Annotated in this window: 32 protein-coding genes and 1 pseudogene; 1 reads left to right on the top strand and 32 read right to left on the bottom strand. The window is 46.6% G+C overall.

What is annotated here, in order from left to right:
* Nucleotides 1-103: 103 nt before the first annotated feature.
* The 32 genes and pseudogenes from dinD to GWK74_03025 all read right to left on the bottom strand — a co-directional run bounded on the left by dinD (nt 104) and on the right by GWK74_03025 (nt 21,297).
* Nucleotides 104-943 carry a DNA damage-inducible protein D gene (gene dinD, locus GWK74_02870; GenBank protein QHU90449.1) on the bottom strand — a complete coding sequence of 280 codons (840 nt, stop codon included), beginning with the start codon at nt 941-943 and terminating at the stop codon, nt 104-106.
* A gap of 77 nt (nt 944-1,020) precedes the next feature.
* Nucleotides 1,021-1,266, bottom strand: a complete 246-nt coding sequence (locus GWK74_02875; protein ID QHU90450.1) for a hypothetical protein — start codon at nt 1,264-1,266, stop codon at nt 1,021-1,023.
* A 7-nt stretch (nt 1,267-1,273) separates the two neighbouring features.
* A complete protein-coding gene (locus tag GWK74_02880; protein QHU90451.1) occupies nt 1,274-1,636 on the bottom strand; it encodes a hypothetical protein in 363 nt (120 codons plus the stop codon).
* Between the two features lie 51 nt (nt 1,637-1,687).
* On the bottom strand, nt 1,688-2,608 hold the full coding sequence (locus GWK74_02885) for a N4-gp56 family major capsid protein (protein QHU90452.1): 921 nt from the start codon (nt 2,606-2,608) through the stop codon (nt 1,688-1,690).
* Between the two features lie 14 nt (nt 2,609-2,622).
* Entirely contained in the window at nt 2,623-3,537 is a 915-nt protein-coding gene (locus GWK74_02890) for a hypothetical protein (GenBank protein ID QHU90453.1), read from the bottom strand.
* A 122-nt stretch (nt 3,538-3,659) separates the two neighbouring features.
* Nucleotides 3,660-3,962, bottom strand: coding sequence for a hypothetical protein (locus GWK74_02895; protein ID QHU90454.1), 303 nt, complete (start codon nt 3,960-3,962; stop codon nt 3,660-3,662).
* The gene (locus GWK74_02900; protein QHU90455.1) at nt 3,962-5,899 is read right to left on the bottom strand and encodes a hypothetical protein; all 1,938 of its coding nucleotides are present in this window, start codon (nt 5,897-5,899) and stop codon (nt 3,962-3,964) included. Before GWK74_02900 ends, GWK74_02895 begins: the two co-directional genes overlap by 1 nt.
* 96 nt (nt 5,900-5,995) lie before the next feature.
* Nucleotides 5,996-6,313: a hypothetical protein gene (locus tag GWK74_02905; protein ID QHU90456.1), complete on the bottom strand. Its 318-nt coding sequence runs from the start codon at nt 6,311-6,313 to the stop codon at nt 5,996-5,998.
* Nucleotides 6,297-6,527, bottom strand: a complete 231-nt coding sequence (groES, locus tag GWK74_02910; GenBank protein QHU90847.1) for a co-chaperone GroES — start codon at nt 6,525-6,527, stop codon at nt 6,297-6,299. Before groES ends, GWK74_02905 begins: the two co-directional genes overlap by 17 nt.
* 55 nt (nt 6,528-6,582) lie before the next feature.
* Nucleotides 6,583-8,088: a hypothetical protein gene (locus tag GWK74_02915; GenBank protein QHU90457.1), complete on the bottom strand. Its 1,506-nt coding sequence runs from the start codon at nt 8,086-8,088 to the stop codon at nt 6,583-6,585.
* 37 nt (nt 8,089-8,125) lie between these two features.
* Nucleotides 8,126-8,452: pseudogene (locus GWK74_02920) on the bottom strand (hypothetical protein).
* Nucleotides 8,453-8,669: 217 nt separating this feature from the next.
* Complete coding sequence (locus GWK74_02925; GenBank protein QHU90458.1) at nt 8,670-8,831, bottom strand: hypothetical protein; 162 nt, start codon at nt 8,829-8,831, stop codon at nt 8,670-8,672.
* A 280-nt stretch (nt 8,832-9,111) separates the two neighbouring features.
* On the bottom strand, nt 9,112-9,507 hold the full coding sequence (locus tag GWK74_02930) for a hypothetical protein (protein QHU90459.1): 396 nt from the start codon (nt 9,505-9,507) through the stop codon (nt 9,112-9,114).
* Complete coding sequence (locus GWK74_02935) at nt 9,507-9,776, bottom strand: hypothetical protein (protein ID QHU90460.1); 270 nt, start codon at nt 9,774-9,776, stop codon at nt 9,507-9,509. The genes GWK74_02930 and GWK74_02935 overlap by 1 nt, the downstream gene beginning before the upstream one ends.
* A 3-nt stretch (nt 9,777-9,779) precedes the next feature.
* Nucleotides 9,780-10,190 carry a hypothetical protein gene (locus GWK74_02940; protein QHU90461.1) on the bottom strand — a complete coding sequence of 137 codons (411 nt, stop codon included), beginning with the start codon at nt 10,188-10,190 and terminating at the stop codon, nt 9,780-9,782.
* Nucleotides 10,183-10,455, bottom strand: coding sequence for a hypothetical protein (locus GWK74_02945; protein QHU90462.1), 273 nt, complete (start codon nt 10,453-10,455; stop codon nt 10,183-10,185). Before GWK74_02945 ends, GWK74_02940 begins: the two co-directional genes overlap by 8 nt.
* 356 nt (nt 10,456-10,811) lie before the next feature.
* A complete protein-coding gene (locus GWK74_02950) occupies nt 10,812-11,084 on the bottom strand; it encodes a hypothetical protein (protein ID QHU90463.1) in 273 nt (90 codons plus the stop codon).
* Entirely contained in the window at nt 11,081-11,308 is a 228-nt protein-coding gene (locus GWK74_02955) for a hypothetical protein (protein QHU90464.1), read from the bottom strand. Before GWK74_02955 ends, GWK74_02950 begins: the two co-directional genes overlap by 4 nt.
* A 375-nt stretch (nt 11,309-11,683) precedes the next feature.
* Nucleotides 11,684-11,845 carry a hypothetical protein gene (locus GWK74_02960; protein QHU90465.1) on the bottom strand — a complete coding sequence of 54 codons (162 nt, stop codon included), beginning with the start codon at nt 11,843-11,845 and terminating at the stop codon, nt 11,684-11,686.
* Nucleotides 11,846-12,511: 666 nt separating this feature from the next.
* A complete protein-coding gene (locus tag GWK74_02965; GenBank protein QHU90466.1) occupies nt 12,512-12,988 on the bottom strand; it encodes a hypothetical protein in 477 nt (158 codons plus the stop codon).
* On the bottom strand, nt 12,988-13,575 hold the full coding sequence (locus tag GWK74_02970) for a hypothetical protein (GenBank protein QHU90467.1): 588 nt from the start codon (nt 13,573-13,575) through the stop codon (nt 12,988-12,990). Before GWK74_02970 ends, GWK74_02965 begins: the two co-directional genes overlap by 1 nt.
* On the bottom strand, nt 13,572-13,766 hold the full coding sequence (locus GWK74_02975; GenBank protein ID QHU90468.1) for a hypothetical protein: 195 nt from the start codon (nt 13,764-13,766) through the stop codon (nt 13,572-13,574). Before GWK74_02975 ends, GWK74_02970 begins: the two co-directional genes overlap by 4 nt.
* 2 nt (nt 13,767-13,768) lie before the next feature.
* A complete protein-coding gene (locus GWK74_02980; GenBank protein QHU90469.1) occupies nt 13,769-13,942 on the bottom strand; it encodes a hypothetical protein in 174 nt (57 codons plus the stop codon).
* Nucleotides 13,943-14,062: 120 nt separating this feature from the next.
* Complete coding sequence (locus tag GWK74_02985) at nt 14,063-14,257, bottom strand: hypothetical protein (GenBank protein QHU90470.1); 195 nt, start codon at nt 14,255-14,257, stop codon at nt 14,063-14,065.
* Nucleotides 14,254-14,604, bottom strand: coding sequence for a DUF1064 domain-containing protein (locus GWK74_02990; protein ID QHU90471.1), 351 nt, complete (start codon nt 14,602-14,604; stop codon nt 14,254-14,256). The genes GWK74_02985 and GWK74_02990 overlap by 4 nt, the downstream gene beginning before the upstream one ends.
* Before the next feature lie 154 nt (nt 14,605-14,758).
* Nucleotides 14,759-14,917 (bottom strand): hypothetical protein, encoded by a 159-nt coding sequence (locus GWK74_02995; GenBank protein ID QHU90472.1) that lies wholly within the window; start codon nt 14,915-14,917, stop codon nt 14,759-14,761.
* Between the two features lie 406 nt (nt 14,918-15,323).
* Nucleotides 15,324-15,497, bottom strand: coding sequence for a hypothetical protein (locus tag GWK74_03000; GenBank protein QHU90473.1), 174 nt, complete (start codon nt 15,495-15,497; stop codon nt 15,324-15,326).
* 408 nt (nt 15,498-15,905) lie between these two features.
* Entirely contained in the window at nt 15,906-16,451 is a 546-nt protein-coding gene (gene rsmD / locus GWK74_03005; GenBank protein QHU90474.1) for a 16S rRNA (guanine(966)-N(2))-methyltransferase RsmD, read from the bottom strand.
* Nucleotides 16,441-17,259, bottom strand: coding sequence for a hypothetical protein (locus GWK74_03010; GenBank protein QHU90475.1), 819 nt, complete (start codon nt 17,257-17,259; stop codon nt 16,441-16,443). The genes rsmD and GWK74_03010 overlap by 11 nt, the downstream gene beginning before the upstream one ends.
* Before the next feature lie 10 nt (nt 17,260-17,269).
* On the bottom strand, nt 17,270-19,312 hold the full coding sequence (gene recG, locus GWK74_03015) for an ATP-dependent DNA helicase RecG (protein QHU90476.1): 2,043 nt from the start codon (nt 19,310-19,312) through the stop codon (nt 17,270-17,272).
* Nucleotides 19,313-20,068 (bottom strand): HAD-IIB family hydrolase, encoded by a 756-nt coding sequence (locus GWK74_03020; protein QHU90477.1) that lies wholly within the window; start codon nt 20,066-20,068, stop codon nt 19,313-19,315.
* The gene (locus GWK74_03025) at nt 20,068-21,297 is read right to left on the bottom strand and encodes a tyrosine--tRNA ligase (GenBank protein QHU90478.1); all 1,230 of its coding nucleotides are present in this window, start codon (nt 21,295-21,297) and stop codon (nt 20,068-20,070) included. Before GWK74_03025 ends, GWK74_03020 begins: the two co-directional genes overlap by 1 nt.
* Before the next feature lie 73 nt (nt 21,298-21,370).
* On the opposite strand from GWK74_03025, the gene GWK74_03030 reads away from it, so the two are divergent.
* Nucleotides 21,371-24,079: a hypothetical protein gene (locus GWK74_03030; GenBank protein ID QHU90479.1), complete on the top strand. Its 2,709-nt coding sequence runs from the start codon at nt 21,371-21,373 to the stop codon at nt 24,077-24,079.
* Nucleotides 24,080-24,127: the final 48 nt, after the last annotated feature.

The following is a 24,127-nucleotide window of genomic DNA, read 5'->3' on the forward strand; positions in this document are numbered from 1 at the left end:
TACAACGCTGCGACGCACGCTTCCTTCTTTTTTGGATGACAACGCGCTCTCGTTTCTTTAGAGTCACACTTCGTGCTTAATTGTAGGGTTATTATAGCATAAGTTAGAGGTTAGGGCTATCAATTTTAGGTGTGCTTTGGTTTTTAATACGGCGCTGTATTTTTTCAGTATCTTCAGCTGCCGGAAAGTCTTCTGGATTCATACCTTGCTGATTGCGGATAGTCGTTCTAACTGCGTCATTATTATCGTTATTGTCGTGAAGCACGGCGCCATATGATGATATTCCGTAATTCTCTATATTGGCTGCTGTCATCTCGTTTGCCAATGTTTTGCCTGCTAGCACAACATTATGGGCTTTATTAGCCCAAGGCTTGTTTCCGGTATTTAACTTCTTTTTCATCTGCTTATTAGTTTTACCGCCAAAAAATGATTTATCGCCCTCGTTTTTTATCATCGCCAGTCCTCTCGAACTAGTACCTGCTTCTATGACACTGGAGGATAATCTCTTGTCTGATTCGGAAAACTCACGTCTTCGCGCAAGCCTGTCCATATCCTGTCTGTATTGATCTGACATTTCCTGTTTACGTGTTTGAATAGCAAAATATGCCTGAGCCTCCGCAATCTTGGGTTTTTTAACGGGGCTGCCATTTTGAGCAATAATATAACATGCAAAACGCGTAAGCTTTATATCATCTATAGCTCTTGGGTTACCGTACCCTATAGAAACCATTTTCGACACATCTCGAAAATGGTTTTCCACAGGAGCACCTGTTTTAGATATTGCTATTCTAGCTCGTGTAATTACTGGCATAAAACCATCCCACGTCCCGTATTCAAGAGCTTCACCAAGCTCCCTAGCATACCAGAACTCACCTTGCTTATCTTCATGCTTGATAGACTCAAAAATGCTATCACTTTGTCTGATTTTTAGCTCACTTGTCATATCTTCATTATAACAAAAAGCAAAAAGCTGCCAGATAACTAAATCAAGCAACTTAATTTCGATTCGGATTTTACTAATTATTCATACCCCATCCGCCGTGAATACTCGTAGATCTCTTCGGTTATTTTTTCAGCAATATCCGTATCTTCAGCATTATGGGCTCGGATTAGCCTACGACGTAATTCAGTGAGGTGTTTATCTTTTACTTGGCGTAATATCTTGTTGAATGTGTCGTGGGCTAATCTGCGCTCATGACGGGATTTGAGAGGGTTATTAAAAACCTCATGTAACCGTTTCAATTCACCCTCTCGTGTTCCGTCCATAGTCTATTTATCCCCAAGGATCCGTAACTTCAACTTCTGGATCTACACCATCAAGTGGCTCAAACTCCTGGCTGACCACCTTGATAACCTTAGCCATGCTGTCATCGTTGACGTTACCATAGAATTTTCTAGCAATCTCCAAGTGACTCATGCCGCCATCGTAAGCATCGATAATATCCTGCCTAGAAACGCTACGGCTAATAACATCATCGTCTGATTTCGTCTCTTTAGCATCCGCAATGATCTTTTCAGCCTCTGCCTTTGCCTGAGCAATGATGTCAGCAGCACTAGCTTCAGCCTCTTTCTTTGCTGCGGCAATCTGAGCATCAATATCGTTTGGAGTTGGCGTTGATTGGTTTTTCTCTGCCATATTCTTACCTTTCTTTGGTGGGGCGACCTGAGCCGCCCCGATTACAGATAACTAGTCTTTAGCACCTGTTTTAATATTGATAATCCACTTCGGATCAAGCACTGCTGCTGCGAATGCTTCAGCTTTCCAACCAATTGTCATGAACTGGTTGAGTGGGTTGGAGGTATCGCCCTTGTCAGACATCTTGATGATAATCTTCTTCAAGCCGCTACCTGCCAAATCCACCACGCCAAAGGCTTCTTGACCATGGATAAAGTTTGAGTAGACAGTCTTGGTGCTACTCTCTTCCATCTGGTTGCTCGATGCCTCAATAAAGCGGACTTTGTGCAAGCGTCCCAGCTCACCCTTGTACAACTCTGGTCGGCCGGTGTACTTCTGAGCATCAACCCATGCAGCATCGCCGGTGATATTGTAGGCGGTATCTGGACCGACTTTACCCAAGAAGTAGCCATCAGGATAGACTAAAGCATTGTTCTTCTTCAGTGTACGAACCGCCTTGCGGACTTCTGCGACAGTCAAGATGTCATCATCAGTGATGCCAGTTAAGGCGCTCTTCTTGTTTGCAAACTGAACAGTCGCACCTTGATGCAGTACATTGCGAACCAACGTATCAATTGTTTCGCCAGCATTTTGGCCCATCGTTTCAATCGTTTCTTTCATTTCACGATCGATTGATGTGTTGTACAGCATGCTTGAGATCTTTGTCCATTTACCGTAACCCTTTAAGGTCGCAGTAACTTTGTTACTCTTGATCTCGTCTTCTTGTGGGTTTTCACCCTCAACCAACGGTGTGGTTGCCATCGCGAATGGTGAACGCTTAGTAAAGGTGACTGTTGTACCACTGTTCTTTTCCAAAGTTTTCTTTTTTGCACCCTCAGCATGGATTGTGCGTGCTTCGCTACGCTCCAGGAATTTTTTCTCCAAGTACTGGATCATTTCGGCTGAAAGCGTTGCAGTTGTGTTAGTTGCCATATTTATAGCCTTTCTTAAATGTCATGCCCCTTTCGGCGAAGGTGAGCTTCCATCTCATCAGTGGTCATCTTCTCAAATGGCTTTTGGACTCGGGCACCGCTACCGCGGAAATCTCCCGCATCGTTTATCACTGTTCGCTTAGGCTTCTCGCCTCTCGCCTTATGGAATGACTGATACAGTTGATATATACTTTCTCGCGAACCAATAAGATTGCCAGCATTGTCGTAAATAAGCATTCCTTGCAGGAATTCATCCACATCAGCATCAAGCTCTGGATCATATTCATCAGATTCTGGGTCGAACTCTGGAAAATCCTTGAGTGCCCGTTCAGCATCTGACGACATACCGCTAATTGATGCACTGACTTGGGCTTCGTAAGCCGCTTGCTCTTGAGCCTGCTGCATATCTACTAGCTGCTGCTGTAGTTGTAGGTTCTGCAACACCGCCTTAGCTTCAAATTCAGTGAAGAAATCTCCAGTTTCTGGATTCTCCGTCTGCATAATCTGCTCTAGTGTTGGTAGCGACTGGCCTTGCATTTCAGGCGGTGTTTCCTGATACTGCTGTACCTGCTCTTGCTCCAACTGCTGACGGGTAGCTCTCGCTTGGTTTCGCCTGGCAACCAATTCACGGATAGCTCGATTGTCTTCGTCTAACTCGCGTTCTAGTTGCTCTTGGCGGGCTTCCTTGCCCCGTTTCGGCTTCGGGTCTTCATCTGACTCATCCTCGGATTCGCCCTCTTTGTCCTCCTCCTTGGACTTATCGACTTTGACACGTACCACCTCGCCGCTATCTGAGATAACTGCTTTGGTATCTGGCTCGCTCGAAGCCTCAGAGTTTTGCGTTTCAGCTGCCGTCGACTCAGCTTGGGTAGACTCCTGCTCTACCTCGGTATTCACGACTTCTTGGCTTTCCGCTTCTGTTTGCGGCATAGCACCCTCCTTCTCATTAGATTGTTTTGACGTCGATCACAGGTGACGAACCTGGGCTGCGTGAGATGCGCTCCTTTGGTCAGCTACTAGCGAGGATTAGCCAACCAAAGCAATACACCTCCCTAAATGGGATCGATGATACTCTCCAATGCACTCCTTTCCTCTCGTAAAATCCGCACAACTTCCTTATGTGCCAACATGTAAATCGCCAACTGCTCTTTGTCGGTTGTGGCTTCTTTTGGGATAGCATCAACTGATTTGTAGAAATCGATCCGCTCGTTCCATCGGTCTACAATTTGCTGCAACTTATGTAGATCCTTTTTTGCGGCTTCTTCCTCTGCCTGCTTGGCTTTTTCTCGTTGCTCATCCATGTCAGCATTTGGCACAAAGTACTCGGTACTACGTGGGTATAGATTGTCTTCCATTATTCATCCTCCTCTTTCTGAATAACGCCCATGATTGAGGCGATTATCTCCTCCTCGGTAAAGCCTTTTTCAATCATGCTTGGCACCTCCGCGATTAAGTTTTCTGGTGTGCCGATCCGGCGTAATTCATCAACTATGCTTTGTTCAGTGGCTTGCTGCAGCTCAGTTGGTGTCTCCACAGGCGCGGCTTCATCTGTTACTGTCTCAGCTTCTGGCGTCTCGCTCTCGGTCTGTTCCATCGGCTGTGCCCCCTGTGATTGCATCTGCTGCATTTCTTCCATCTCTTCCTCGGTAACCTTCAGATCGTCTAGGCCATCGATACCAGAGTTGGCGACAATTGCGTTCCACGCTGCCAGCTTCTTTTTGATTGGCACGACTTGATTGAGCGATTGGCTTGAATCAAGTATCTGAATCAGGGTTTTTAGTGCATCAAGCTGTGCTGCTTCGCTGTTGACCTTGGTGGTTGAGGCATCAATCTTAAACTTCAATACGCCTTGTGCTTTAGAGAAATCAATAGTTACTACGTTATTTTCATCTAGTTCAACGCCGTCCAAGTTATGACCATCACGCTCCAATGTTCGCAGCTTCTCGGCTGTTTCATCATCAAGCTGCATTTTCTCCACTCCGCTACGCTCAGCAAAATACAGGTTGATAGCTGTCTCGCTCCATTCTTCAAAGAACGCTTCAAAGCCTTTGCGCAATGCGTTGTCATCAATAGATAGCTGTGCTTGTTGAGTCTTGAGTGCTTGTGGTGTCTTGCCAAAGCCAGGATTGCCCACCTCAGCACTGATTGAGGTGTCTGGACTGTTGACCAGGTTGAGCATCTGCGATTTCTGCAAACCGTATAGGTTCGGGTATTCGCGTAAGGCCGTCGTGTCAATGTTCATAACTTCAATACGTGCATTTGGGTCGGGTATCTTGTTCAGGGCGTTAGGCCCAAAGTTCAATCGCCTCTCGTTCACATTACCGTAAACATTAGTAGTAGGTTGCAAGGCGATAGCACGGTTGTACTGGTAAGCTTGCATATCACCATCGATAAGGTTCTGTAGCGGCCCGATTAGTTCCAGCACGCTGCGTCCTAACGGGTTGGCACCGTCAGTGTCATAGAAGTACCAATCAAGGGTAATCTTACCTCGCGGGTCTTTATTTTGCTTACGTCGCACAATCTTTTCAGTTGCTGGATTGAATGTGTAGAACGTTGCACCAACACCAACCTGAAAACCGGTCACAATTTCAATACCTGATGGGTCAAGCGAACGTTCCTGCTCGGCTTCGTTCTGTGCTTTATCATCTTTGCTGATAATAGCGTCCTTGATTTCCTCCAGAGCCTCCAAATCCCATGACGGCTCATATTCGGCATTCTCTTCCTTAGCTTTACGGCGACGCTCTTTTTCCTCATCAATAAGTTGATCGACATCAGACTCTTGCCACCACGTACGCATGAATAGATAATTGCTGTCGCTAGCAGATTTTTTACCCGGCTGAATAAATACATCTCGCCAAGAAACGACTATATAGTCAGGTAATAGCTCACCATCTTTATACAGCATCGGTGTATATACTGCCACTCCACCAAATGTCTCACCGGCCTCCATAGTCATCCAGCATTTATGAATCAAAACATGCTCAGCGTTAGCGTTAGGTAGGATTTTCTCTAGGTAGACAAACTCAGCAAGAATTGGCCACGGGCTATTCTCATCAACAGCACTGACTACACCAGTTGGCAACTGTTGAATTGCACGACGCGGTGACTTGATAATAATTGACGCAGCTGTGCCGTCGGTAGTTTTTGGATATGCCTTCGGGATATCTGGATGTGGCTTATTTCGAGCAATACGAGAAAACTCCGGAAATGGCTCGATAAGCTTTTCGGTATGGTCTTTAGAAGGACCGTATAGTTCAAAGATATTTTCTTCTGTTAGAAAAGAAAAAGCCACTGATTACTCCAAAGATTACTGTTATTTGCAGTAAACTCTGGTTTTTTCAGTGGTTTACGCTCGTATTATATCACAATTATGTTTATTAAGGAAACATTACTTGATGATGGTGTACTCGAACACGACATCAAACACCCCTCTGTATAGCATCTTGGCTCTGCCGTCATAACGAATTGCAGGATCTATCAGTCTATCGTCATTCTCAATACGCGCTGTCAGATCGTGAACTTTTCTCCGCGCTTCATCCATGGATTTTACACGGAAGCGCTCTTCATAACGCATTTTTGTTGTAATGATGCTATGGTTCTGATAGTTCTTCTCAATCTCAACTGTCTTATTATCGTCTAGCTGTTTCTTTTCCTTAACTTTGCCAAATTCTGGTACAAACTTTTTCATCTTAGCCCTCCACTTCAATTATTTTTCCTAGGATATCTTCATCTGTTATTAACAAGTATTCTTGATTGTCAAGTTTCGTAACTGTTGCGGAATAGTCTCTGTAGATAACATTGTCGTGGGGCTTAAACTCTTTAACAGAATCGCCCACATTGATAACTTCAGCTTGTGACAAGTTATCAATTGCACTTTTAGGTACAAATATACCACTCGATGTTTTTTCTGATGCTTCTATCTTCTTTGCAAATACCTAATGATTTGATGGCTTAATTGTCTTCATACCAATCCTCCTAATTCCAAGTTGCCGTTATGTCTCTGTCTGTAAGCGATTGATTGTACACCTCACCGCTGTCGACGTCATCCTCTGGGCGTTGAGCCAGCTGTACTTGATATGCTAATGAATCGCTTGCATCATCGTTGGTAGCCTTCGGAAACATACTTAGTTCGCTCTCTAGGTTTTCGCAGAAATTCGTATCACCGTGTTTGATGTGGTAGATGCCGCCACGTTCGTATCGCGGAACTAGGGCTTCGATCCGTAATGCCTTACTGTGCCCGCCATGTTTCAATAGCTCGATATCCATATAGACGCCACGACGCACCATCTCCTCTTCCCAAACAGACTTCAGGGCTTGAGTAAATTGGTTGTCCTCGATACCGATTTTATGTAGGTTGTAGCGCTTCCAGTTAGTAAACATGAGATCTACTAGGTCGGTGGCCGATAGCTTCGTGCGGTAACATATCACGTTCCATTTGCCTTCGCGGTCGATAAAGTTGAGGGTGATGCCGATGTAGTCAGTACCTTGCTTTACATCATCTTTACCTCGCGGGTCGATTGTCATGACGTTATAGGTATCACGCTGTAAGACGTTACTGAATTCGCGATATTTATACCATGATTGCTTGAACTTGCGGTTCTCCTCATCAATTGGGTTTTGTTGGTACAGTGCTGAGAATTCATAGCTACCCATTTCGGCACGCTTTTTTAGTAGCTTTTCAAGCGAGAACTTATCAGGCCATAGTGCCTCACCTGCTTTGCGATGCTCATCATCTTCAGTGGCGATAGCCTTATATTCGATTATCTTCCAGTCGTCATACGCTTCACCCCTGGCCTTAGCTTCTCGCGAGGCTTTAAGAACTCGACCGGCCAAGTCATCATCGTGCCAGCGCGTAAGAATAAATACGATCATTGAGTTACCTTCTTCACGTGTTGAGAAAGTTGACTTATACCAGCCGTCACGTGCTTCACGTATCACGGGACTGTCTGCCTCCTCACGGTTCTTAAACGGATCGTCAATAATGCCAATCTTGAATCCGCGTCCAGTTAGTGCTCCGCCAACACCAACTGCGGTGTACCCGCCGCCCTCTTTAGTAATCCAGCGCCCTTTGGCGCGGGCATCTGCACGCAAACGCGTTGAGAACATCGCGCTGTACGTATCTGACTGCATTATATCCCTAGTTTTTTGTCCAAAGTCGGTGGCTAGCTCAGCAGAATATGACGAGACTACGATTGGAATATTTGGACTCTTGCCCAACACCCATGATGGAAACTTCTGGGTAGCGGTGTCGCTCTTGCCGTGCCGCGGTGGCATGAATATCATCAGACGGACGTCTTCACCCGCCATAAGGCGTCGGTAGCCATGCTCCAGCTCTTTAGCAATCTCAGCATGAAACCATTCCAACTGATATTTCGGATCAATAGCAATACAGTACTCAGCAAACGAACCATTCTCGGCAATTTCTCTAAGAATCCCGACTGTTTGCTCTGGCGTTAAGCAGCTGCTCGGCTTGGCTTGCACTTAGCGTCACTCCTATATCGTTACCGTTTGTCGTCATATCTAGCTTGTCGCCATAGACTTTTGGATTTAGCTTAGACATCAACCATTTACGCGTATCAATCCGCAGACGTGATCGCTGAACGTTTTCGCTGTTGAATATATAGCCATCACCCTCAAGCTTTTCCATGTAGTCATTAGTAGCATTATCGGCAATTTCAATAATGTCTTCAGCGTGCATATATGACCTCTCTTCACACGCACGCGCGTATTGCTCACGAAACTTATCATTTTCTCGCAGCCAGCGGAAAAACGTCTGCATAGAGATCATATCTTTTTTTGCGCAAATAGAACGGACCGATTGCCCAAGGGCAATCATTTGACAAATTTTATCAGCTAGTTTATCGGTATACTTTGAAGGACGCCCATTCTTCTTAGGCGTTTTCTTTGGCGGTGTTTTAGGAGATTTAGGTTTATCTTTAGTGGCTGTTTTCGCCATCAAAAATTCCTCGCAAGGAATATACTGCTAAAGGACCTCTTACTGCTTTACATTATACAGGAAAGCATGAGCATTGTAAATATTATAGTCTCACTTCAATATCTCTTCATGAGGCAGATTGTCTTTTGGCTCTTTTTTCACGATTATTAAGGGTTGGCTCATAGTATTCACCAGATTGTCTCTTAAATAGCTCTGCCACTTCACTAGGGCCATATTTAGCATCTAGGTAGTCCTTTCTGGTTTGTGTAATTTCAATTTTGTATGCCATTATCTTCTCCTCTTTTCATATCCATCATTCTATTCCTCTGATCCGATGCATATGTGTATTCTTCCACAGTCTGACAAATAGAATTTATCTACATATGCATTGTATATTTTTTCGCTCAGAAACCGCTTCAGCTCTTTATTGGTGTGTATGTGCCAACTAGCTGAAAATAAGTACTTTCTATCACCGTCCAGTATCACCAAGGGCTCGCACTCTTCAAACTTAGTATCAGGCATAAGGTCTGACGCATATGCTGATATAAAATCTCTAAGTAATATCCGGTTCATTGCTCCTCCTCCAACAACTCAGGGTTTTCGTGAATATTACCAATGACTTCAATTTTTTTACGTAATTCAACATTGCCTAGTACTGGGTAACGCGGCGAATTGTATCGTGGCTCAAGACCAAATCCACTGCGAATCCACTCCACTCGGTAAATCTCGCCATCTCCCTCGACTTTTACGACGTCACCCTCATAAATCTCCTTACCGTTTTTGTCTTTTAGTCCTATGTATTGTTCGATAACGCCGCAATGCTCATCAAACTCAACCCACTCGTTACCATCATAAACGTTACTACATACGTACTGGTCTTCGTCCTCACTGGTGTTCCCCACTAAGACTCTATAATAGTATTTATCATCTAATTTACTCCAGGCTCTAAACTTTATTTTACGCATTATTTTTCCTCCTTATTTTTTGCTTTTCTACGAATTATTTGTAATGGTGCAAGAGCCCCCTCAAGCATACATAGAGGTTGCATAGAAACATTGAAATATTCAACATAGAATCTTTTTCTGATGTGTAGTTTTGCATAATCGATAGCATCATCACGATCCTCAAAAGCAACAGTTTCGTTGATAGGGTTTTTCAGGATATAACCATCATTAGTGCGTGGATTGACTATTTCAACGATATACAAGCAGTCATCATCAAAGCGTTTGCCCATGTCTTATCCTTTCCCCAACAATTCAGGGTTTTCGTGAATATTGCCAATAGTTTTATAATGTATATGCTCATAAGCAGCCAGTTTGCTATCACGAGAAAAACCGCCACTACCTTTCAGACGCCTCAACGGTTTATACCAAAACGCCCCAGCTTCCAAAGTGACGAGGTAGGATATTTCGCCTCGATGGGCGTTTAGACTTAGATTGTCTACTACGATATCGTTCTCGCATATTAACCTGTCAGCAAGGATAGGTTCTGCGTATTGCTCAATTTCTAACCGTCCCTCAATCGGAATCGGCTCATTATCGCCATCAAGCCTTACTGATACAAGCTTGTCGCCTTGCCAATGTAACGACACGACTTTGCGCATTCTTTTTTCTAGGTTGTCCCAGGCTCTGAATTTAATATCACGCATTAGGTTTTCTTTCGTTCCACGACTTAGGATATTTTGGTACCCCTGAATTGTCTACACAAAAGTCTGCAGAGCGACCATTGTTTACATAAACATATTCTTTACCAAAATATTTTTGACAAATCTCATCCCTAGACAATAAGGAGCTAGGTTCCATCGCCTTGATGATAAAGAACACAATGCTACATATCACAAATAGCAACAATATGATTAATCCACCAAAATCATCTTCGTCTAGAGATTCTTTACCGTTGTTATAGATTTTCATTTATCACCCCTTTCTTTACTAACTTTTATCTCAGCTTTTATAGAATAAAACATACACAAACTAAAAAAGTATAGAATAAAATAGTACAATGCACCCAGATACTGTTTAGATAATGCACAATCAAAAATTAAATATATATTCGATCCTATCCAAATCAGATTTAGAGCCATAAGGATTTTAAGCTTAATTCTGTATTTCATATTCACATCTCCGAAATTACCAGCAGTATCAGCCCTACTACCATTGCTCTATAAAGCGGCTCATATATCGCACAACCAATGAGGATTGCTACACCTGCTATTTTTATTGAGATATTTCTGATGACTAGCTTTCGTTGACTGTTAGTTGATCGCTCACTATCTTTCATCATTTTCACCTCTGTTATTTTCGTTGATCATTGGTTGATTGCTCTGGCCAACAACCATAATGTCATTGATGTCTACAAACTCAGCACCAGCAGCTGCAGCTACTTGACGATATTTGTCTTCAAAGGCGCTGTCACCGAGATCTATGGTTTCAAGTATGGCATCGGCGTATTCGTCTGGCGAAGACACTAGCACTGCTTTGCGCTCGCTAAAATTGTCGCCAAGATAGATTAGCTTTTTAGGATAGTAACCGTTGCTTGTCATAGCACGTCCTCCGCCTTGATAACCTCTGCATCGCCAACCTCATCATCTGACGCTTCTAACGAGCCTCCGACATTATAATCCCAAATCTCGTCAAAATTGATGGTTGCGACGTTTGGCCCCTCTTGGATATATTTATTAGCAACCTCTTCTGCTTCTTGATAGCCATCAGCTTCAACAAAGATAGTTCCTCTAACTGTTTGCATAACTTCTACTTCGTAAATCATTGACATCTCCTTTTCTATGTCCGCAAAATTAGTGGTTTAGTTGATATTTGTTATTGCATCCACGTTTCGCCGTCGTCATATGGATTAACGCCGTTCACAAACTTGCCGCAATTAGGACACATTGAGGCAGCGTCAGGGCAACTTCCAACACGATACGGCTTTAGCGATGCCTGATATGCTTTCCAGTTTCTACTGTCACCACGAATAAGCAATATTTCGTCATCGCAACAATCGCGCTTTACCATCCACCTATTGGTATCCATACTGTCTGTATAATCAAACACCCAGTTGCACCATTCGATTTTAGGTGTCATATTCTATACCTCTTCTTTATCTACACGATTTTGTGTAGTTTAGTCGTGTTGTTTACATGTTCTATTGATGTTTATTCGCTAAATAGCGCAAGAATACTTTTGTAATATTACGTGTAATTCTGTCTAACTTATTATGAGATACGTCGTAAAATGCACCAAGCAAAATACTATGCACACTATCGTAAATCTTCTCTTCTTCAACAAGGTTCTTGTTTTTATCCATTTCTTATTCTCGCTTATTTATAGTTAATTATTCAACCGCATAACTGGTTGGCTATATAAGGTGATGATTTGCCGAGGAGTTCTCGTCTCGCGTTAGCTCCATAACCTTCAGAACGTGCTAGGCATTCATATTCTTACTAGTCAGAGGGGATTTTTACTCGTATAGTCACATCTTTCACTGCTCAAGTTGCAAAGTCGGCAGTTACTTTTCTAGCTCTAGTTGCGGAACTTCGCGAGCTGCAACACTAGGCTTAGTTTCAGGCTTTCGAGCCACTTATATAGCCAGTTGATAGCACCAAGCGCAGTGTATTGGAGTACAATACAAAACGTTATTTCACTGTACTACAATACATTGATGCCACCAGTTAGTAGCACCAGATTGAGCCGATTTCCACCTGCACTCAATTCTATAGGCAAATGAAAAGCCTAGACACTGATGCTACCAGTTGAACAGACGATAGCAAGGAGTCGCCACCGCGCTCCCAAATGTGTCTATCTACGTTTTCGACACATCTGTTCTCGTAGTTCGGGGTCTCCGACCGCTAGTGGCGTGTCATTGCCATCATCTGTCCAGTTATGCGGTTGAGTTGTTAATGTTCTACTGGGTACGATTTATACCCGATTGGTTTAATTTTACCCAGTTTATTGACATATGGTAGGTCATTGGTTATTCAATCGGCTCTAGGTCTTTAATTGCTTTTTCAACCTCAGATCTGTCGTACTTTTTGCCATTTATTTCGATGGGGGTTATTGAATGACCTGGCGATAGCACCTGATAACCCATCTCTTTCAGCTCGGCGGCCGTATACCAATTGCTGGCGACGGTGTATTTATTTGCAGGGCTCAATAGATAGCAGTCATCTACTGCCGCTAGGACCTTTCTGACGCCAAAGCCTTTAGAAATATCGTCCCCAGCGCACAGATTGTCTAGCGTCTTCTCAGCAGGCCCTAGCATTTCGTCTGACCAGCAAAAAATATTCTCCTCAACCCTGTAGTAGTCGCTTTCTACACAATCAATCGTGAGTACTTTTTTACCCATCCTCGCCATGGAATTAGCACAACGCACATCATCATAATATTTATTTGCGACAAGCCCCTTGCGAACTCTAACTTTATCGCCTACCTTAAATCTTGTTACTGACATTATTCTCTCTCCTTTATTCCAAAATAAATTAACCAATCTTGTTCGTTTTCTTCAATAGATTTTTCAGCGTCTTCCTCGGTTTCGTAGCGTACAATTTCTCCATATTCAAGGCGATAGACTTCCTGTACCTCGAGCCTCTTCTCTCTAGGGTCATAATAAACAACCCAGCCGCCATTATCATTTTTGAAGTCTGGCTTAAATGTTGAGGTTCGACGTAGTCTGGCTTCGGCTAGTTTGCGGTCTCTAGCTTTTTTGCATTCTCCTGAGGTGCGATAGACCATACCCATTTTATACAGTGCGATATCCCAGGGGGACATGGACCAAACAAGATATCTGATTTCTCCATCTGAGTAGTAAGACCAATATCCCTCACCCACTTCAGGCTTCCAGTGAATACTGTCTGTCGGCTCTTGGATTTCCTCAAACCACTCTTTGAGAATATTTGGGAATTTCTCAAGGGCCTGTCGGGCGTAAGCTGTAATGCCGACATCGCCACTGTCATAGATCAAATCACCGTATTTAGACATATAAAACATGTCTCCAGCTTTGAATGTGGGCAGGTCTTTTATGAGTCTATACCGTTTCAAAACAAAGCCTCCTGTGCTTCCCGCTCATCCTGAATACGTGAAATGGTGAGAATGAGCTTTTTTAGTGCTGTGTAGTTCTCTAGAGCGTCTTGCTTCATGCTCTCTAGGGTTTCGTCATCAAGCTGTTTCAGGGCTTCGATTTCACGCCTATAATGTCTTTGTTCAAAATCTGGTGTATCTAGTGTTTCCATCACTATTTATCCTTATACTCCTCTACTGAAAGAGAGATTATCTTATAACCTTTTTCTTCTAGTTGTTTTTGGATACCTTTCCAGACTTCTGTCATGATGTTCTCTTTTGCGACGCCCAGATCAATATACCGTGAGATTTCACTATCTTTATGATCAACTGTTACAATTAGTTTCATTGTCTACCTCCTGGGGACAACTCTGGCTGCTGCTAGAATAATATCTAGCCATTTGACCACTCACTTTACATCCTTCTATGCCACAGGGTAGGAAGTGGCATAGAAAAGGGCACCAGATTATTAGTTGCTATCGTATTCGCGAAGAAAGTCAGTCCATTCTGTAATAATACCCATGTCAGACTCTAAGTCGTTTATCCATTGATCGACCTCTGGTACTTCCTCTTTGTGGGCGACAAGTATATCCAGTGTGGTGCCCATGTGATCATACAGGTTTTCTAATGTAAAGATTAACCTTTCTTTTTGTACGGATGTCATACACCCCCTTTCTTGCGATTTCGCTTATTGCCTCTTTGAAATACCACCTCGTACGTATAGTCTGGATGAGCCGGTAGCCAGACATTTTCTAGTATCTTCCGTCGCCACTTATAGTCGTCAGTTTCTATACCTTTGGCTTCTCGTAGAGTAAACGATCCGTCCAAGTTATGGATTCTAAAGTCTACCTTATGGCGATATGGAAATGCTTTATTGCCATTTTCGTCATATACCCAGCCTTCAATTCGATATTGAGTATCGTAATCTTTTATCTGGCCTAGCTTTTTCTCAACCTCTAGTTCGGCGGCTATTTGTGCCTCAAACTTTGAATCGTATATCTTACCATTCATTTCAGTACGTTTAGCGCCGTATTTGTTCGTCTTCCCAACTCTACCAATCTCAACGCCGCAGTTACGACAGGTAAGCCTTCCGCGAGAAAACATTAGGTGTTTTGACTGACAATCAGGACAAGACGCAACGGACCGTACATCATTTATGTCAAATTTATGATGTGTTGCTTTTATGTACACGCTTTCTCTCCTTCTTCTGTTCACGCCGCTTCATACGAGCACGCCAGTTGCGGATTCGCCTCACCAGAGACTCCTCCTCTATTTGCTCATACTCCAACTTAAAGCTGTCTAGTAAACTCGTTTCGTCATTCATTACAGAAACTCCTTATATTTCCCCGCTGAATAGGTAGTCCAGGCGTGATATCCTTGAGACCGCCAGACACGATATGCAACCCTTACGACCGTCGCTGTATCGTTTCTATTCTCACCGGACCGAAAATGTACACAACCGACCTGTAATACACCATAACTACCGACACATACCTTGTGGTTTTCGGTATTAGTTAGGTTATGATTTAGTGGGTCACAGCTTCTATTCTCAGCTCTGGCGATAGCCATCATCAGGCGGACATCCCAGCCTGGATACTTAACCAGTTCTTGTCGAACCAATTCGCAGCCCGATACTACAGCTGATTTTGGTCGCAGTACGGTTGGTTCGACATTATGAGCTGGCTTTGCAGCAATTTGCTTATTCTCGGAAATAGCTGCACGTTTCCGAGCTACTGTTTTGACTGTGAAGTCGCTTGCTTGATCTTTCCGTCAATCTCTGCCGACTTGTTTGTCTGGTATTGTATGCCGGCATAGAATGCTATACCTGCAGTAATAAGGATAATCAGTAGGATTGACTTAGCTTTTTCAAAGGCTTGTTTCCAATTTATATTTTTGTATTTCATTGTTTTTCTCCTTTTTCTTTTATTGTGTTAGGTGTCACACTGGTAGGCGTGCAGTGTCCGTATATTCCACAAAATAACCAATATCTAAAGAGGCCCAGACAATACATACCCACCAGAGTGACACTTAACAAGATTGTGCTTTGCTGATAAGTCCAGATTGTAAAAGAACGTTGCTGGTGTATTCACATTGATTCCCGATACCCTTCTCCGTCGCTCCTGTTCTCGCTATATGAGCCGGAAGATTGTCGTCATCTTTGTGACCAGTGTAGTTATTCTGTCTACAAGAGGCCATCAATGTCATATTGCTAACCTCTTCAAACAGAAAAACCCGCTGGCTATCTACTTCCAGCGGGTTTTTCTATACATCAAAAAACGTCCTGACAACTATCAGGACATTTTACCAGAAACTTATTTCAATCGTAGGAACCGGGTGAGGTGCGCACCCCCATAACTACGATTGTCCACCACAACAATTCCGTTTTGAATTGGCACCTCACCTATTCCTGAGTGTGATAATACCATATGTCCACCCGGTTTGAGAAGTCCCATCAGTCGTGAAACTGTGGAAAACTGCGGGTTGTGGTATGGTGGATCGACAAAAATAATATCAAACTCCTCTGTTACGCTCATGCTTTCTAGCCAATTTGCTACCGTTGTTTTTATTACAATAGAGTTTTCACTGGCGCCCACGGTGCTAATATTTTCAGCAATCACACGCTGGGCGACGCGGTCTCGTTCCACGAAAACTACTGACTCAGCGCCACGGCTGAGCGCCTCTAGGCCAATGGCGCCAGAGCCGGCAAAGGCATCCAACACTCGCGCGCCACGCACGGCTTCGCCCAGTGAGTTAAACATTGCTGAGCGCACCCGCTCGCCCATGGGGTGCGTCGTCGAGCCGGGCGGCGCCTGGATGAATCGTCCGCCAAATTCGCCAGCAATGAGTTTAACGCGCACGCTGCTCCTCGACCAGCCACACTGCACTCAGCCAGCCCAACACCACCGCACGAATGATCAGCGGCATCAGTTGGCGGTTGGTCTGCCGCGCTAGCTCCGTTGTCCAGCCAGTCTTGGCGAACTTTTCATACATAGCCATGTCCGCCACCTGATTAACACAGCCGAGATAAAACGCCCGAAAGCCCGCCCGGCGCACTTCCTCAATGTCGTGCTGCTGCGGCAGGCCAGCAGCAAATCGTTGGTAGGCCACTACGCTGGCGACACCCGCCTCGAACGCCAGATGCATAGTCATCACGCCCTTTGCGCCCCAAAATTCCCAGTTATTGCGCAGGGTTTTGAGCACCGTTTCGCCCGGTATTAAGCTCTTTTTGATCAGTGAATTACGGGTCTCCATACCTTCACCGCGCAGCTGGGCCAATTTCTCCTCCAGCGGAAAATGATGCGGTGGCGTCAAGCCATCAGTGATCGCATGCGCCATCCATGCTGCCTCAAATGCTGCTCGCTCACAGTTATTGGCACTGAGCGCCGCTGCGAGATTAGTGATGTGTTGATCGATCATCTCGAGGAGTGCTACGTCATTTGGATCATGCGGGTCAATGAAGTGCCACGGCTCATCAACGGCCGGACTTTTCCGCTTGATACCATCGGGGCCATTATTACCCTCGAAATGCAAAATCTCCTTGCTCGACGGAAAGTTGCACCATGACGGCAGCAGCTGCACGATATGCCGCCGCGCGACCCGATCAATTTTTTGATGAACACCCATCAGATTGCCTGATTTGGTGTGAAATGTGGTTCCTGAATACATACTTATCTCACTAATTTAGCGTGGTTAATCGCTGATAGCGACTGACGGCACGCGCCAGATGGTTATATTGTAGCAAATCCTGCCCCTCTTTGACAAAGCGCTCAGCCTCCGCTTGCGCACGGGCAATCAGCGGCGTATCGCTCAGTGAGGCAATTTTTAGGTTCAATGCGCCATGCTGCGCTCGGCCATAAATCTCGCCGGGGCCGCGCAGTTTCAGGTCAACTTCCGCCAGGTAAAAGCCGTCTTGGGACTTCTCAATTTCCCTGAGGCGCCGGCTTGGCTTGTCGTGACCTGACAGCATCAAATGACAAAAACTCTGGTGCTGGCCGCGCCCAACCCGCCCGCGCAGCTGATGAAGCTGGCTGAGCCCAAAGTTGTCAGCATTTTCGATGAGCATGACCGTGGCGTTCGGTACATCAACACCGACTTCCACCACCGTGGTGCTCACCAGCATGTCCAGCTCGCCGTCGGCAAACTGCTGCATGACCGCCGCTTTTTCCTCCGGCGGCAGTTTACCGTGCAGCAATCCGACGCGGCGATGACGAAACATCGTTTTTGCTAATTTGTGATATTCCGCCTCGACCGACTTTTTGTCATTGTCGGGATTATCGTCGATCAATGGGCAAATGACGTAGGCTTGGCGACCCTGAGCTAGTTCGTGGTCGATAGTTTCGTAGAGTTTTGGCGCTGAAGCTGGCGACCAAATTTTCGTTGCAATCGGCTGGCGCCCAGCTGGCAGCTCGTCCAAAATCGAGATGTCCAACTCGCCATATAGCGTCAACGCCAAGCTCCGCGGAATCGGCGTGGCGGTCATGCTGAGTAGATGCGGCATGTAGTCTGCCTTTTGTAATAATGCCTGCCGCTGCTTGACACCAAACCGATGCTGCTCGTCGATCACCACAAACCCCAGCTTATGATACGCCACTTTTTCCTGAATCAGCGCGTGCGTGCCAACCACCACGTTAATACTACCGTTGGCTAAATTATCCAGCAGCTGCCGCCGCTGAGCACCCTTGACATGTCCCGTTAGCAGCGCCACCGATACACCAAACGGCGACAATAATTCATCCAGCGTTTTAGCGTGCTGAGCTGCCAAAATCTCGGTCGGCGCCATGATGGCCGTCTGAAAACCAGCCTGCGCCACTTCCGCTGCCACCAATCCAGCGACCACGGTTTTGCCCGAGCCAACGTCGCCCTGTAGCAAGCGGTTCATCGGATGATCGGACTCCAAATCTTGCAAAATCTGCCAGGCGGCGCGGCGCTGCGCGTTGGTCAGGGGAAATGGTAATTGCTCGACAAATTGCTTGACGACCGGCTGATTGAACGGGATGCGCCAGCCAGTCAACTTGGTTTGCTCTTGCTTGTTAAGCTGCGCTGCCAAGATCATTTCAAACAATTCTTCAAACGCCAGCCGCTCACGACCACGGGTAATCTCCTGATGATTGTTTGGCGCATGGAGAAACCTGACGGCTTCAGCGCGGCTGACTAATTTTTGCCGCTGGACGATGTACTCCGGCAGCGTCTCGGGCAAAAATTCCATGATAGGACGCAGATGTTTCAGCACATCCTGCACGGTTTTAGGGCGGAGATTTTTGATGGATTTATAGACCGGATGAATACCCGACGCGTGCTGGGCGTCGGATGTATCGGTTTGTTTGGCGAGTTCAACAGAGGGATTGCTGATCTGATAGCTGTTATACTGCATGCCAAATTGGCCGGAGAACATAAACCCAGTGTCGGATCTCAGCTGCGATTCGCGGTAGGGCTGATTGAACCAAACGGCCTTGACCTTGCCAGAATCATCCGCTAGCACCGCCGTGGTGATCCTCAGACCCCGGCGAGCAATCCGTGTGGAAATCGACTCGCAGCGCGCCCGCACCGTCACCTTGCCTGGCTGAAGATCAGCGATATTGACCGCCGCCGAATAATCATCGTACGCCCGTGGTAAAAAACCTAGGGCGTCCGCCACCGTCTCCAAACCCGCCGCCGCCAGCGCCTGGGCGGTTTTGGGACCGACGCCTTTGAGGTGTTCCAGTGGAGTTGTTAGCCTCATCTACGAAACGGCGTTGATGCCTTCCAGCGCGTAGGCGGTGTCTTCCCAGCCCTTCACTTCAATCGAGTCAACACCCATTTGCTTAACTGGAAAATCATTACCGCCTTCCTGTAGCTTGTCACCAAAGAATAGTGCCTCTTCCTTTGACCAGCCGTTCAGCTCGAGCAGCTTACCAATGCCATAGGCTTTATCAATTCCTGGCAGCGTAATGTCAGTACTGGTCGTACCACCAATCCTAACTTCGAGATTTGGCAGTTTCGCCGCCACCTTGTCACGATATACCGGACGGACATCTTTATACTTTTCTGCCCAGGCATATTTATCCTCTGGAGTTGCCTGTTGTCCCAGCGCCGACATGGTAATCTGGCTGTGGCGATCCTCGATAATCTCACCCGCAGGATTATCACACCAAACACCCATCTCCCTGGCAACCTCCTCCAGTACCGCAGTTATCTGAGTTTTTTGCTCATCAGACAGATCGTTCGCGTACTGAACCTTCCACTCACCATCAGCAGCGTCAAATCGATAATACCTCGTACCACATGTCGGCATTGCATGGAATTTTTGGAGTAGCTCAGGCCGAACATCAAGTCGATCAATCACTTGCTTTTTAATCTGGTGAAATGTGCCGCCCGTGATGACACACATCTCATAGTTTTCAAGCAGCCGACCAAGGATATCCGCCATACGATCGCTAATTGGTGACTTGGTAATGGCTAGTGTATCATCCAGATCAAACCCGATAATTTTTTTCATTATTCCTCTCCTTCCATATTTTCTGCAACTAGAATAAACGTATTTTTACCTTTTTTCAACAAAGATTGACTGTTGATGGCTTGGTCATTAGCCAGTCTTTCGCCGTTGAGGCTGATGGCGCCAGATTTGAGGAGGCGCCTGGCCTCGCCGTTAGAACTGACCGCGCCAGAGACTACCAATGCTTCAATGACGCCGACGCCGACATCGACGCGCGGGATTTCCTTGGCCAGGGTGTCCAAATCATCGTCTGATAATTGGCGGAAATCGCCGCCGCCAAACAACACTTCAGTCACCCGCTCCACTGATTCGCGCCGATTAACACCGTGGACGATGTCGGTGACTTCACGCGCCAAGACTTTTTGGGCTGAGCGGGCGCCTGGATTGACGGCATGGTTTTCAGCGATGGCCTCAATGGTGTCACGATCAAGCATGGTGAAGATCTTCATATACTCGATGGCGCTTTCGTCATCAACGTTCAGCCAAAATTGATAGAATTTGTAGACGCTGGTTTTATTCTCATCTAGCCACACCGCGCCACCTTCGGACTTGCCAAACTTGCGTCCAGTTGATTTGTTGATGAGCAGCGGCGCGGTCATGGCGTAAACTTCGGTATTTTCTTTTTTACGAATCAATTCCACACCTGAAACCAAATTACCCCACTGATCAGAGCCGCCGATTTGTAAATTGACACCGTGGTGTTTGAACAAATGCCAGAAATCATAGCCCTGCAGCAAGGTGTAGGTAAACTCCGCAAAACTCAGCCCCTTGCCGTTAGCGATACGCGCCTTAAAAAATTCCCGCGTCGTTAACTCTGCCATGTTAAAATTCTTACCAATGTCGCGGAGGAACGGCAACAATTCCAAATTGCCCAGCCAATCCGCATTGTCCACCAGGGTAAAATCGCGTCCCGCAAAAATTTGTGACACCTGCACCTTCAACGCTCGCTTGTTGTGCTCAATTTCCGCATATGAAAGCAGGCTCCGCTCCTCGGTGTCGCGCATATCACCAATCATGCCCGTGCCGCCACCAACCAGCAAGAATACTTTGTGACCGCGCTCCAAAAAATGCCGCACCATCATATAGACCGCCAGATGCCCGACATGCAAACTGTCAGCCGACGGGTCTGTCCCCAAATAGAGCGTAAAATTTCCCGAATCAATACGCTCATCATCGGTGAATGTCGCTTGATTCCAAAACCCGCGCCACTTTAGCTCCTCTGATAATTGCATATTCCTCCTTTTCTGGATAATAGTATAGCAATTTTATGATTGAAGCGAAACATAGGCGTGATATAATGATAGTGTGAACAAGAAACCCTCAGATAAGCAGTCGGACGCCAGCGCAAAATCAGCGCCGTCACGTCCGCATCCAAAGCCGGCAAAACGGCTGAGTGTCTATGCAAACTTGGCGAATAAGCGTCGGCTCAAGAAGGATAAGCGCTCCCGCGAAAAAGCAGAGTATCTGGCGAGTTTACCAAAGCACCCCGTCAAGCGGTTCTTTTACCGCCTCCACCCCAAGCGCGTCTTTCGCTATTGGTTCTCCAAGCGCGGCGGCTTGATGGCGCTCAAGATCCTTGGCGTCGCCATTGTTGCAATGATTATCCTGATCGGCGGTCTGTTTGCCTACTTCCGCAAAGATCTCGACAAGATCCGCCCGGGCGAACTCGCCAAGCGTGTCCAGACAACGGTCACCAAGTATTATGACCGCAATGGCGAGCTCCTGTGGGAAGATAAGGGTACCGATAATTATAAGCTGGTGGTCGAGGCCGACAAGATTAGTGATTACCTCAAGAAAGCAACCATTGCCATTGAGGATCGTGATTTCTATAAGCATCACGGTATCAGTATTAGTGGCCTGACTCGCGCTATGTTTAGTACAGCATCAGGTCGACAAGTTCAGGGTGGCTCGACGTTGACACAACAGCTCGTCAAGCAAGTTTTCTTTGCCGAGGATGCCGACAAACGCGGCCTCAGCGGTATTCCACGCAAAATCAAGGAAATTATCCTGGCAATTGAAGTTGAACGCATGTACAACAAGGATCAGATTCTCGCGCTCTACCTCAACCAAGCGCCATATGGCGGTCGGCGTAACGGCGCAGAGTCGGCCGCTCAGACGTACTTTGGTAAATCCGCCAAGGATCTCACCTTGGCCGAAGCAGCCCTGCTGGCTTCAATTCCGCAAAACCCGAGTACATTTAATCCGTACAACATCACTGGGCGCAAGATGCTCCTGTCACGCCAGCATACAACACTAGACTACATGCTGGAACAAGGCTATATCACCGAAGCGCAGGCCAAAGAGGCCAAGCAGTATCCAATTCTTGACAAGATCAAGCCCGAAACCGAACAGCTAGCCGGCCTCAAGGCACCGCATTTCGTGCTCATGGTGCGCAATCAACTGGAGCGTGAACTTGGCAAGGCGGTCGTTGGCCGCGGTGGACTAACCGTCAAGACGACACTGGACTGGAAGATCCAAGAAAAACTCGAGACAGAGATGAAAGCTTTCTTCGACTCAGGTCGCCCGGGCCGCGTGAGCATCAGTAACGGTGCAGCAACCGTTGAAGATGTACAGACTGGACAGATTGTCGCCCTCGCTGGTAGTCGTGATTTCAATTATGCTGGCTTTGGGCAGGATAATGCCGCTACCGCCTTTATCCAGCCGGGCTCAACCATCAAGGCTTTCGACTATGCCAAACTGTTTGAGAATCGCGGCAGTAATCAGCAAAATTATGGTTCGGGCTCAATCCTCAGCGACGAGAACATTGACAAGATTTATGGCGCCAAGCTGAACAACTGGGATCGACGATTTATGGGAAGTATTTCTATTCGCCGCTCGCTAGCGCTTTCCCGTAATATCCCAGCGGTCAAGGCAATGTATATCGCAGGCAACGGCTCGCCAAAACCAACTGTTGACTATATTCACAACATGGGTAATACCAATTATTGCCAGCAAGAAGAAGCGGCCGGCGGCTACGGACTGTCAGCAGCCATTGGCGCCTGCGGTACGAAGCAGACCGAATTGGTGAATGCTTACGGCACCTTTGCCCGCATGGGCGTCGCCAAGCCAAGCACCAACGTCCTTGAGGTAACCAACAGCCAGGGCGATACGTTAAAGAAATGGAAAGATGAGAGCAAACAAGCAACCGACCCGCAAGTCGCCTACATCATCAATGATATCTTGGGTGACGCGGACGCGGCGCGTGACCTGCACGGTTATGGCGCGATGAATGTGCCTGGTGTTAGAACCGCCGCCAAGACTGGTACCACCGACAAAAACGGCCACGCCAAGGATGTCTGGATCGTCAACTATAGTCCGGCGCTAGCCATGGGTATGTGGCTCGGTAATTCCGACACCAGCACCATCAACACCCCGAACTCGGCCTTTGGTATGCCGGTGGTGCGTAACGTCATGTCATTTGCTCACAACGAAGTCTATGCCAAACAGGGCAAATGGAAGCCAAATGATTGGTTCAAGCGACCAAATGGTATCCAACAGCAAGGCAAAGAGCTCTATCCATCGTGGTGGAATAAAAAACAGGGCGAGACCACTGAAAAGATTAAGTTTGACCGCGTCTCCAAGAAAAAGGCGACAAATTGTACGCCAGCCGACGCCATTGAGGAAATTGAGGTCACCAAGACCATTGACCCGCTCACTAAGAAACCATCGTACTCAGCACCCGAGGGTTACGACGCCAACGCTGATGACGATAAGCACAAGTGTGACGACGCCAAGCCAAGTGTCAGCCTATCACTTTCTGGCTCTGGCTCCAGCCGCACCATCACCGCCCGCGCCACCAACGGCACCTTCCCGCTCACCTCAATTGACATCCTCGTTGATGGTCGCAGCGTCAAAAGCGAGTCGATCTCCGGTAGTGGTGGCAGCGTTTCGGTTGATATCAGGGTCAGTAGCCCAGGTCGGCACACCATTCAGGCGATCGCCCGCGACGAAGGCTACTATACTGCATCAGACAGCGGCAGCTTCTCGGTAGGCAGCAGCTCAAGCTCCGACTAACTCGCGCCCCTTCCCCTTGTGACACATAAAAACCAGACTGCTTCAGTC

The organism is Candidatus Saccharibacteria bacterium oral taxon 488 (genome assembly GCA_010202115.1).
GTDB lineage: Bacteria > Patescibacteriota > Saccharimonadia > Saccharimonadales > Saccharimonadaceae > Nanosynbacter.

Bases quoted from the DNA above. Each gene is read 5' to 3' on its own strand.
- dinD (QHU90449.1), bottom strand. From the start codon at position 943: ATGACAAGTGAGCTAAAAATCAGACAAAGTGATAGCATTTTTGAGTCT.
- GWK74_02875 (QHU90450.1), bottom strand. From the start codon at position 1,266: ATGGACGGAACACGAGAGGGTGAATTGAAACGGTTACATGAGGTTTTT.
- GWK74_02880 (QHU90451.1), bottom strand. From the start codon at position 1,636: ATGGCAGAGAAAAACCAATCAACGCCAACTCCAAACGATATTGATGCT.
- GWK74_02885 (QHU90452.1), bottom strand. From the start codon at position 2,608: ATGGCAACTAACACAACTGCAACGCTTTCAGCCGAAATGATCCAGTAC.
- GWK74_02890 (QHU90453.1), bottom strand. From the start codon at position 3,537: ATGCCGCAAACAGAAGCGGAAAGCCAAGAAGTCGTGAATACCGAGGTA.
- GWK74_02895 (QHU90454.1), bottom strand. From the start codon at position 3,962: ATGGAAGACAATCTATACCCACGTAGTACCGAGTACTTTGTGCCAAAT.
- GWK74_02925 (QHU90458.1), bottom strand. From the start codon at position 8,831: ATGGCATACAAAATTGAAATTACACAAACCAGAAAGGACTACCTAGAT.
- GWK74_02930 (QHU90459.1), bottom strand. From the start codon at position 9,507: ATGCGTAAAATAAAGTTTAGAGCCTGGAGTAAATTAGATGATAAATAC.
- GWK74_02935 (QHU90460.1), bottom strand. From the start codon at position 9,776: ATGGGCAAACGCTTTGATGATGACTGCTTGTATATCGTTGAAATAGTC.
- GWK74_02940 (QHU90461.1), bottom strand. From the start codon at position 10,190: ATGCGTGATATTAAATTCAGAGCCTGGGACAACCTAGAAAAAAGAATG.
- GWK74_02945 (QHU90462.1), bottom strand. From the start codon at position 10,455: ATGAAAATCTATAACAACGGTAAAGAATCTCTAGACGAAGATGATTTT.
- GWK74_02950 (QHU90463.1), bottom strand. From the start codon at position 11,084: ATGACAAGCAACGGTTACTATCCTAAAAAGCTAATCTATCTTGGCGAC.
- GWK74_02955 (QHU90464.1), bottom strand. From the start codon at position 11,308: ATGATTTACGAAGTAGAAGTTATGCAAACAGTTAGAGGAACTATCTTT.
- GWK74_02960 (QHU90465.1), bottom strand. From the start codon at position 11,845: ATGGATAAAAACAAGAACCTTGTTGAAGAAGAGAAGATTTACGATAGT.
- GWK74_02965 (QHU90466.1), bottom strand. From the start codon at position 12,988: ATGTCAGTAACAAGATTTAAGGTAGGCGATAAAGTTAGAGTTCGCAAG.
- GWK74_02975 (QHU90468.1), bottom strand. From the start codon at position 13,766: ATGGAAACACTAGATACACCAGATTTTGAACAAAGACATTATAGGCGT.
- GWK74_02980 (QHU90469.1), bottom strand. From the start codon at position 13,942: ATGAAACTAATTGTAACAGTTGATCATAAAGATAGTGAAATCTCACGG.
- GWK74_02985 (QHU90470.1), bottom strand. From the start codon at position 14,257: ATGACATCCGTACAAAAAGAAAGGTTAATCTTTACATTAGAAAACCTG.
- GWK74_02990 (QHU90471.1), bottom strand. From the start codon at position 14,604: ATGAATGGTAAGATATACGATTCAAAGTTTGAGGCACAAATAGCCGCC.
- GWK74_02995 (QHU90472.1), bottom strand. From the start codon at position 14,917: ATGAATGACGAAACGAGTTTACTAGACAGCTTTAAGTTGGAGTATGAG.
- GWK74_03000 (QHU90473.1), bottom strand. From the start codon at position 15,497: ATGAAATACAAAAATATAAATTGGAAACAAGCCTTTGAAAAAGCTAAG.
- GWK74_03010 (QHU90475.1), bottom strand. From the start codon at position 17,259: ATGTATTCAGGAACCACATTTCACACCAAATCAGGCAATCTGATGGGT.
- recG (QHU90476.1), bottom strand. From the start codon at position 19,312: ATGAGGCTAACAACTCCACTGGAACACCTCAAAGGCGTCGGTCCCAAA.
- GWK74_03020 (QHU90477.1), bottom strand. From the start codon at position 20,068: ATGAAAAAAATTATCGGGTTTGATCTGGATGATACACTAGCCATTACC.
- GWK74_03025 (QHU90478.1), bottom strand. From the start codon at position 21,297: ATGCAATTATCAGAGGAGCTAAAGTGGCGCGGGTTTTGGAATCAAGCG.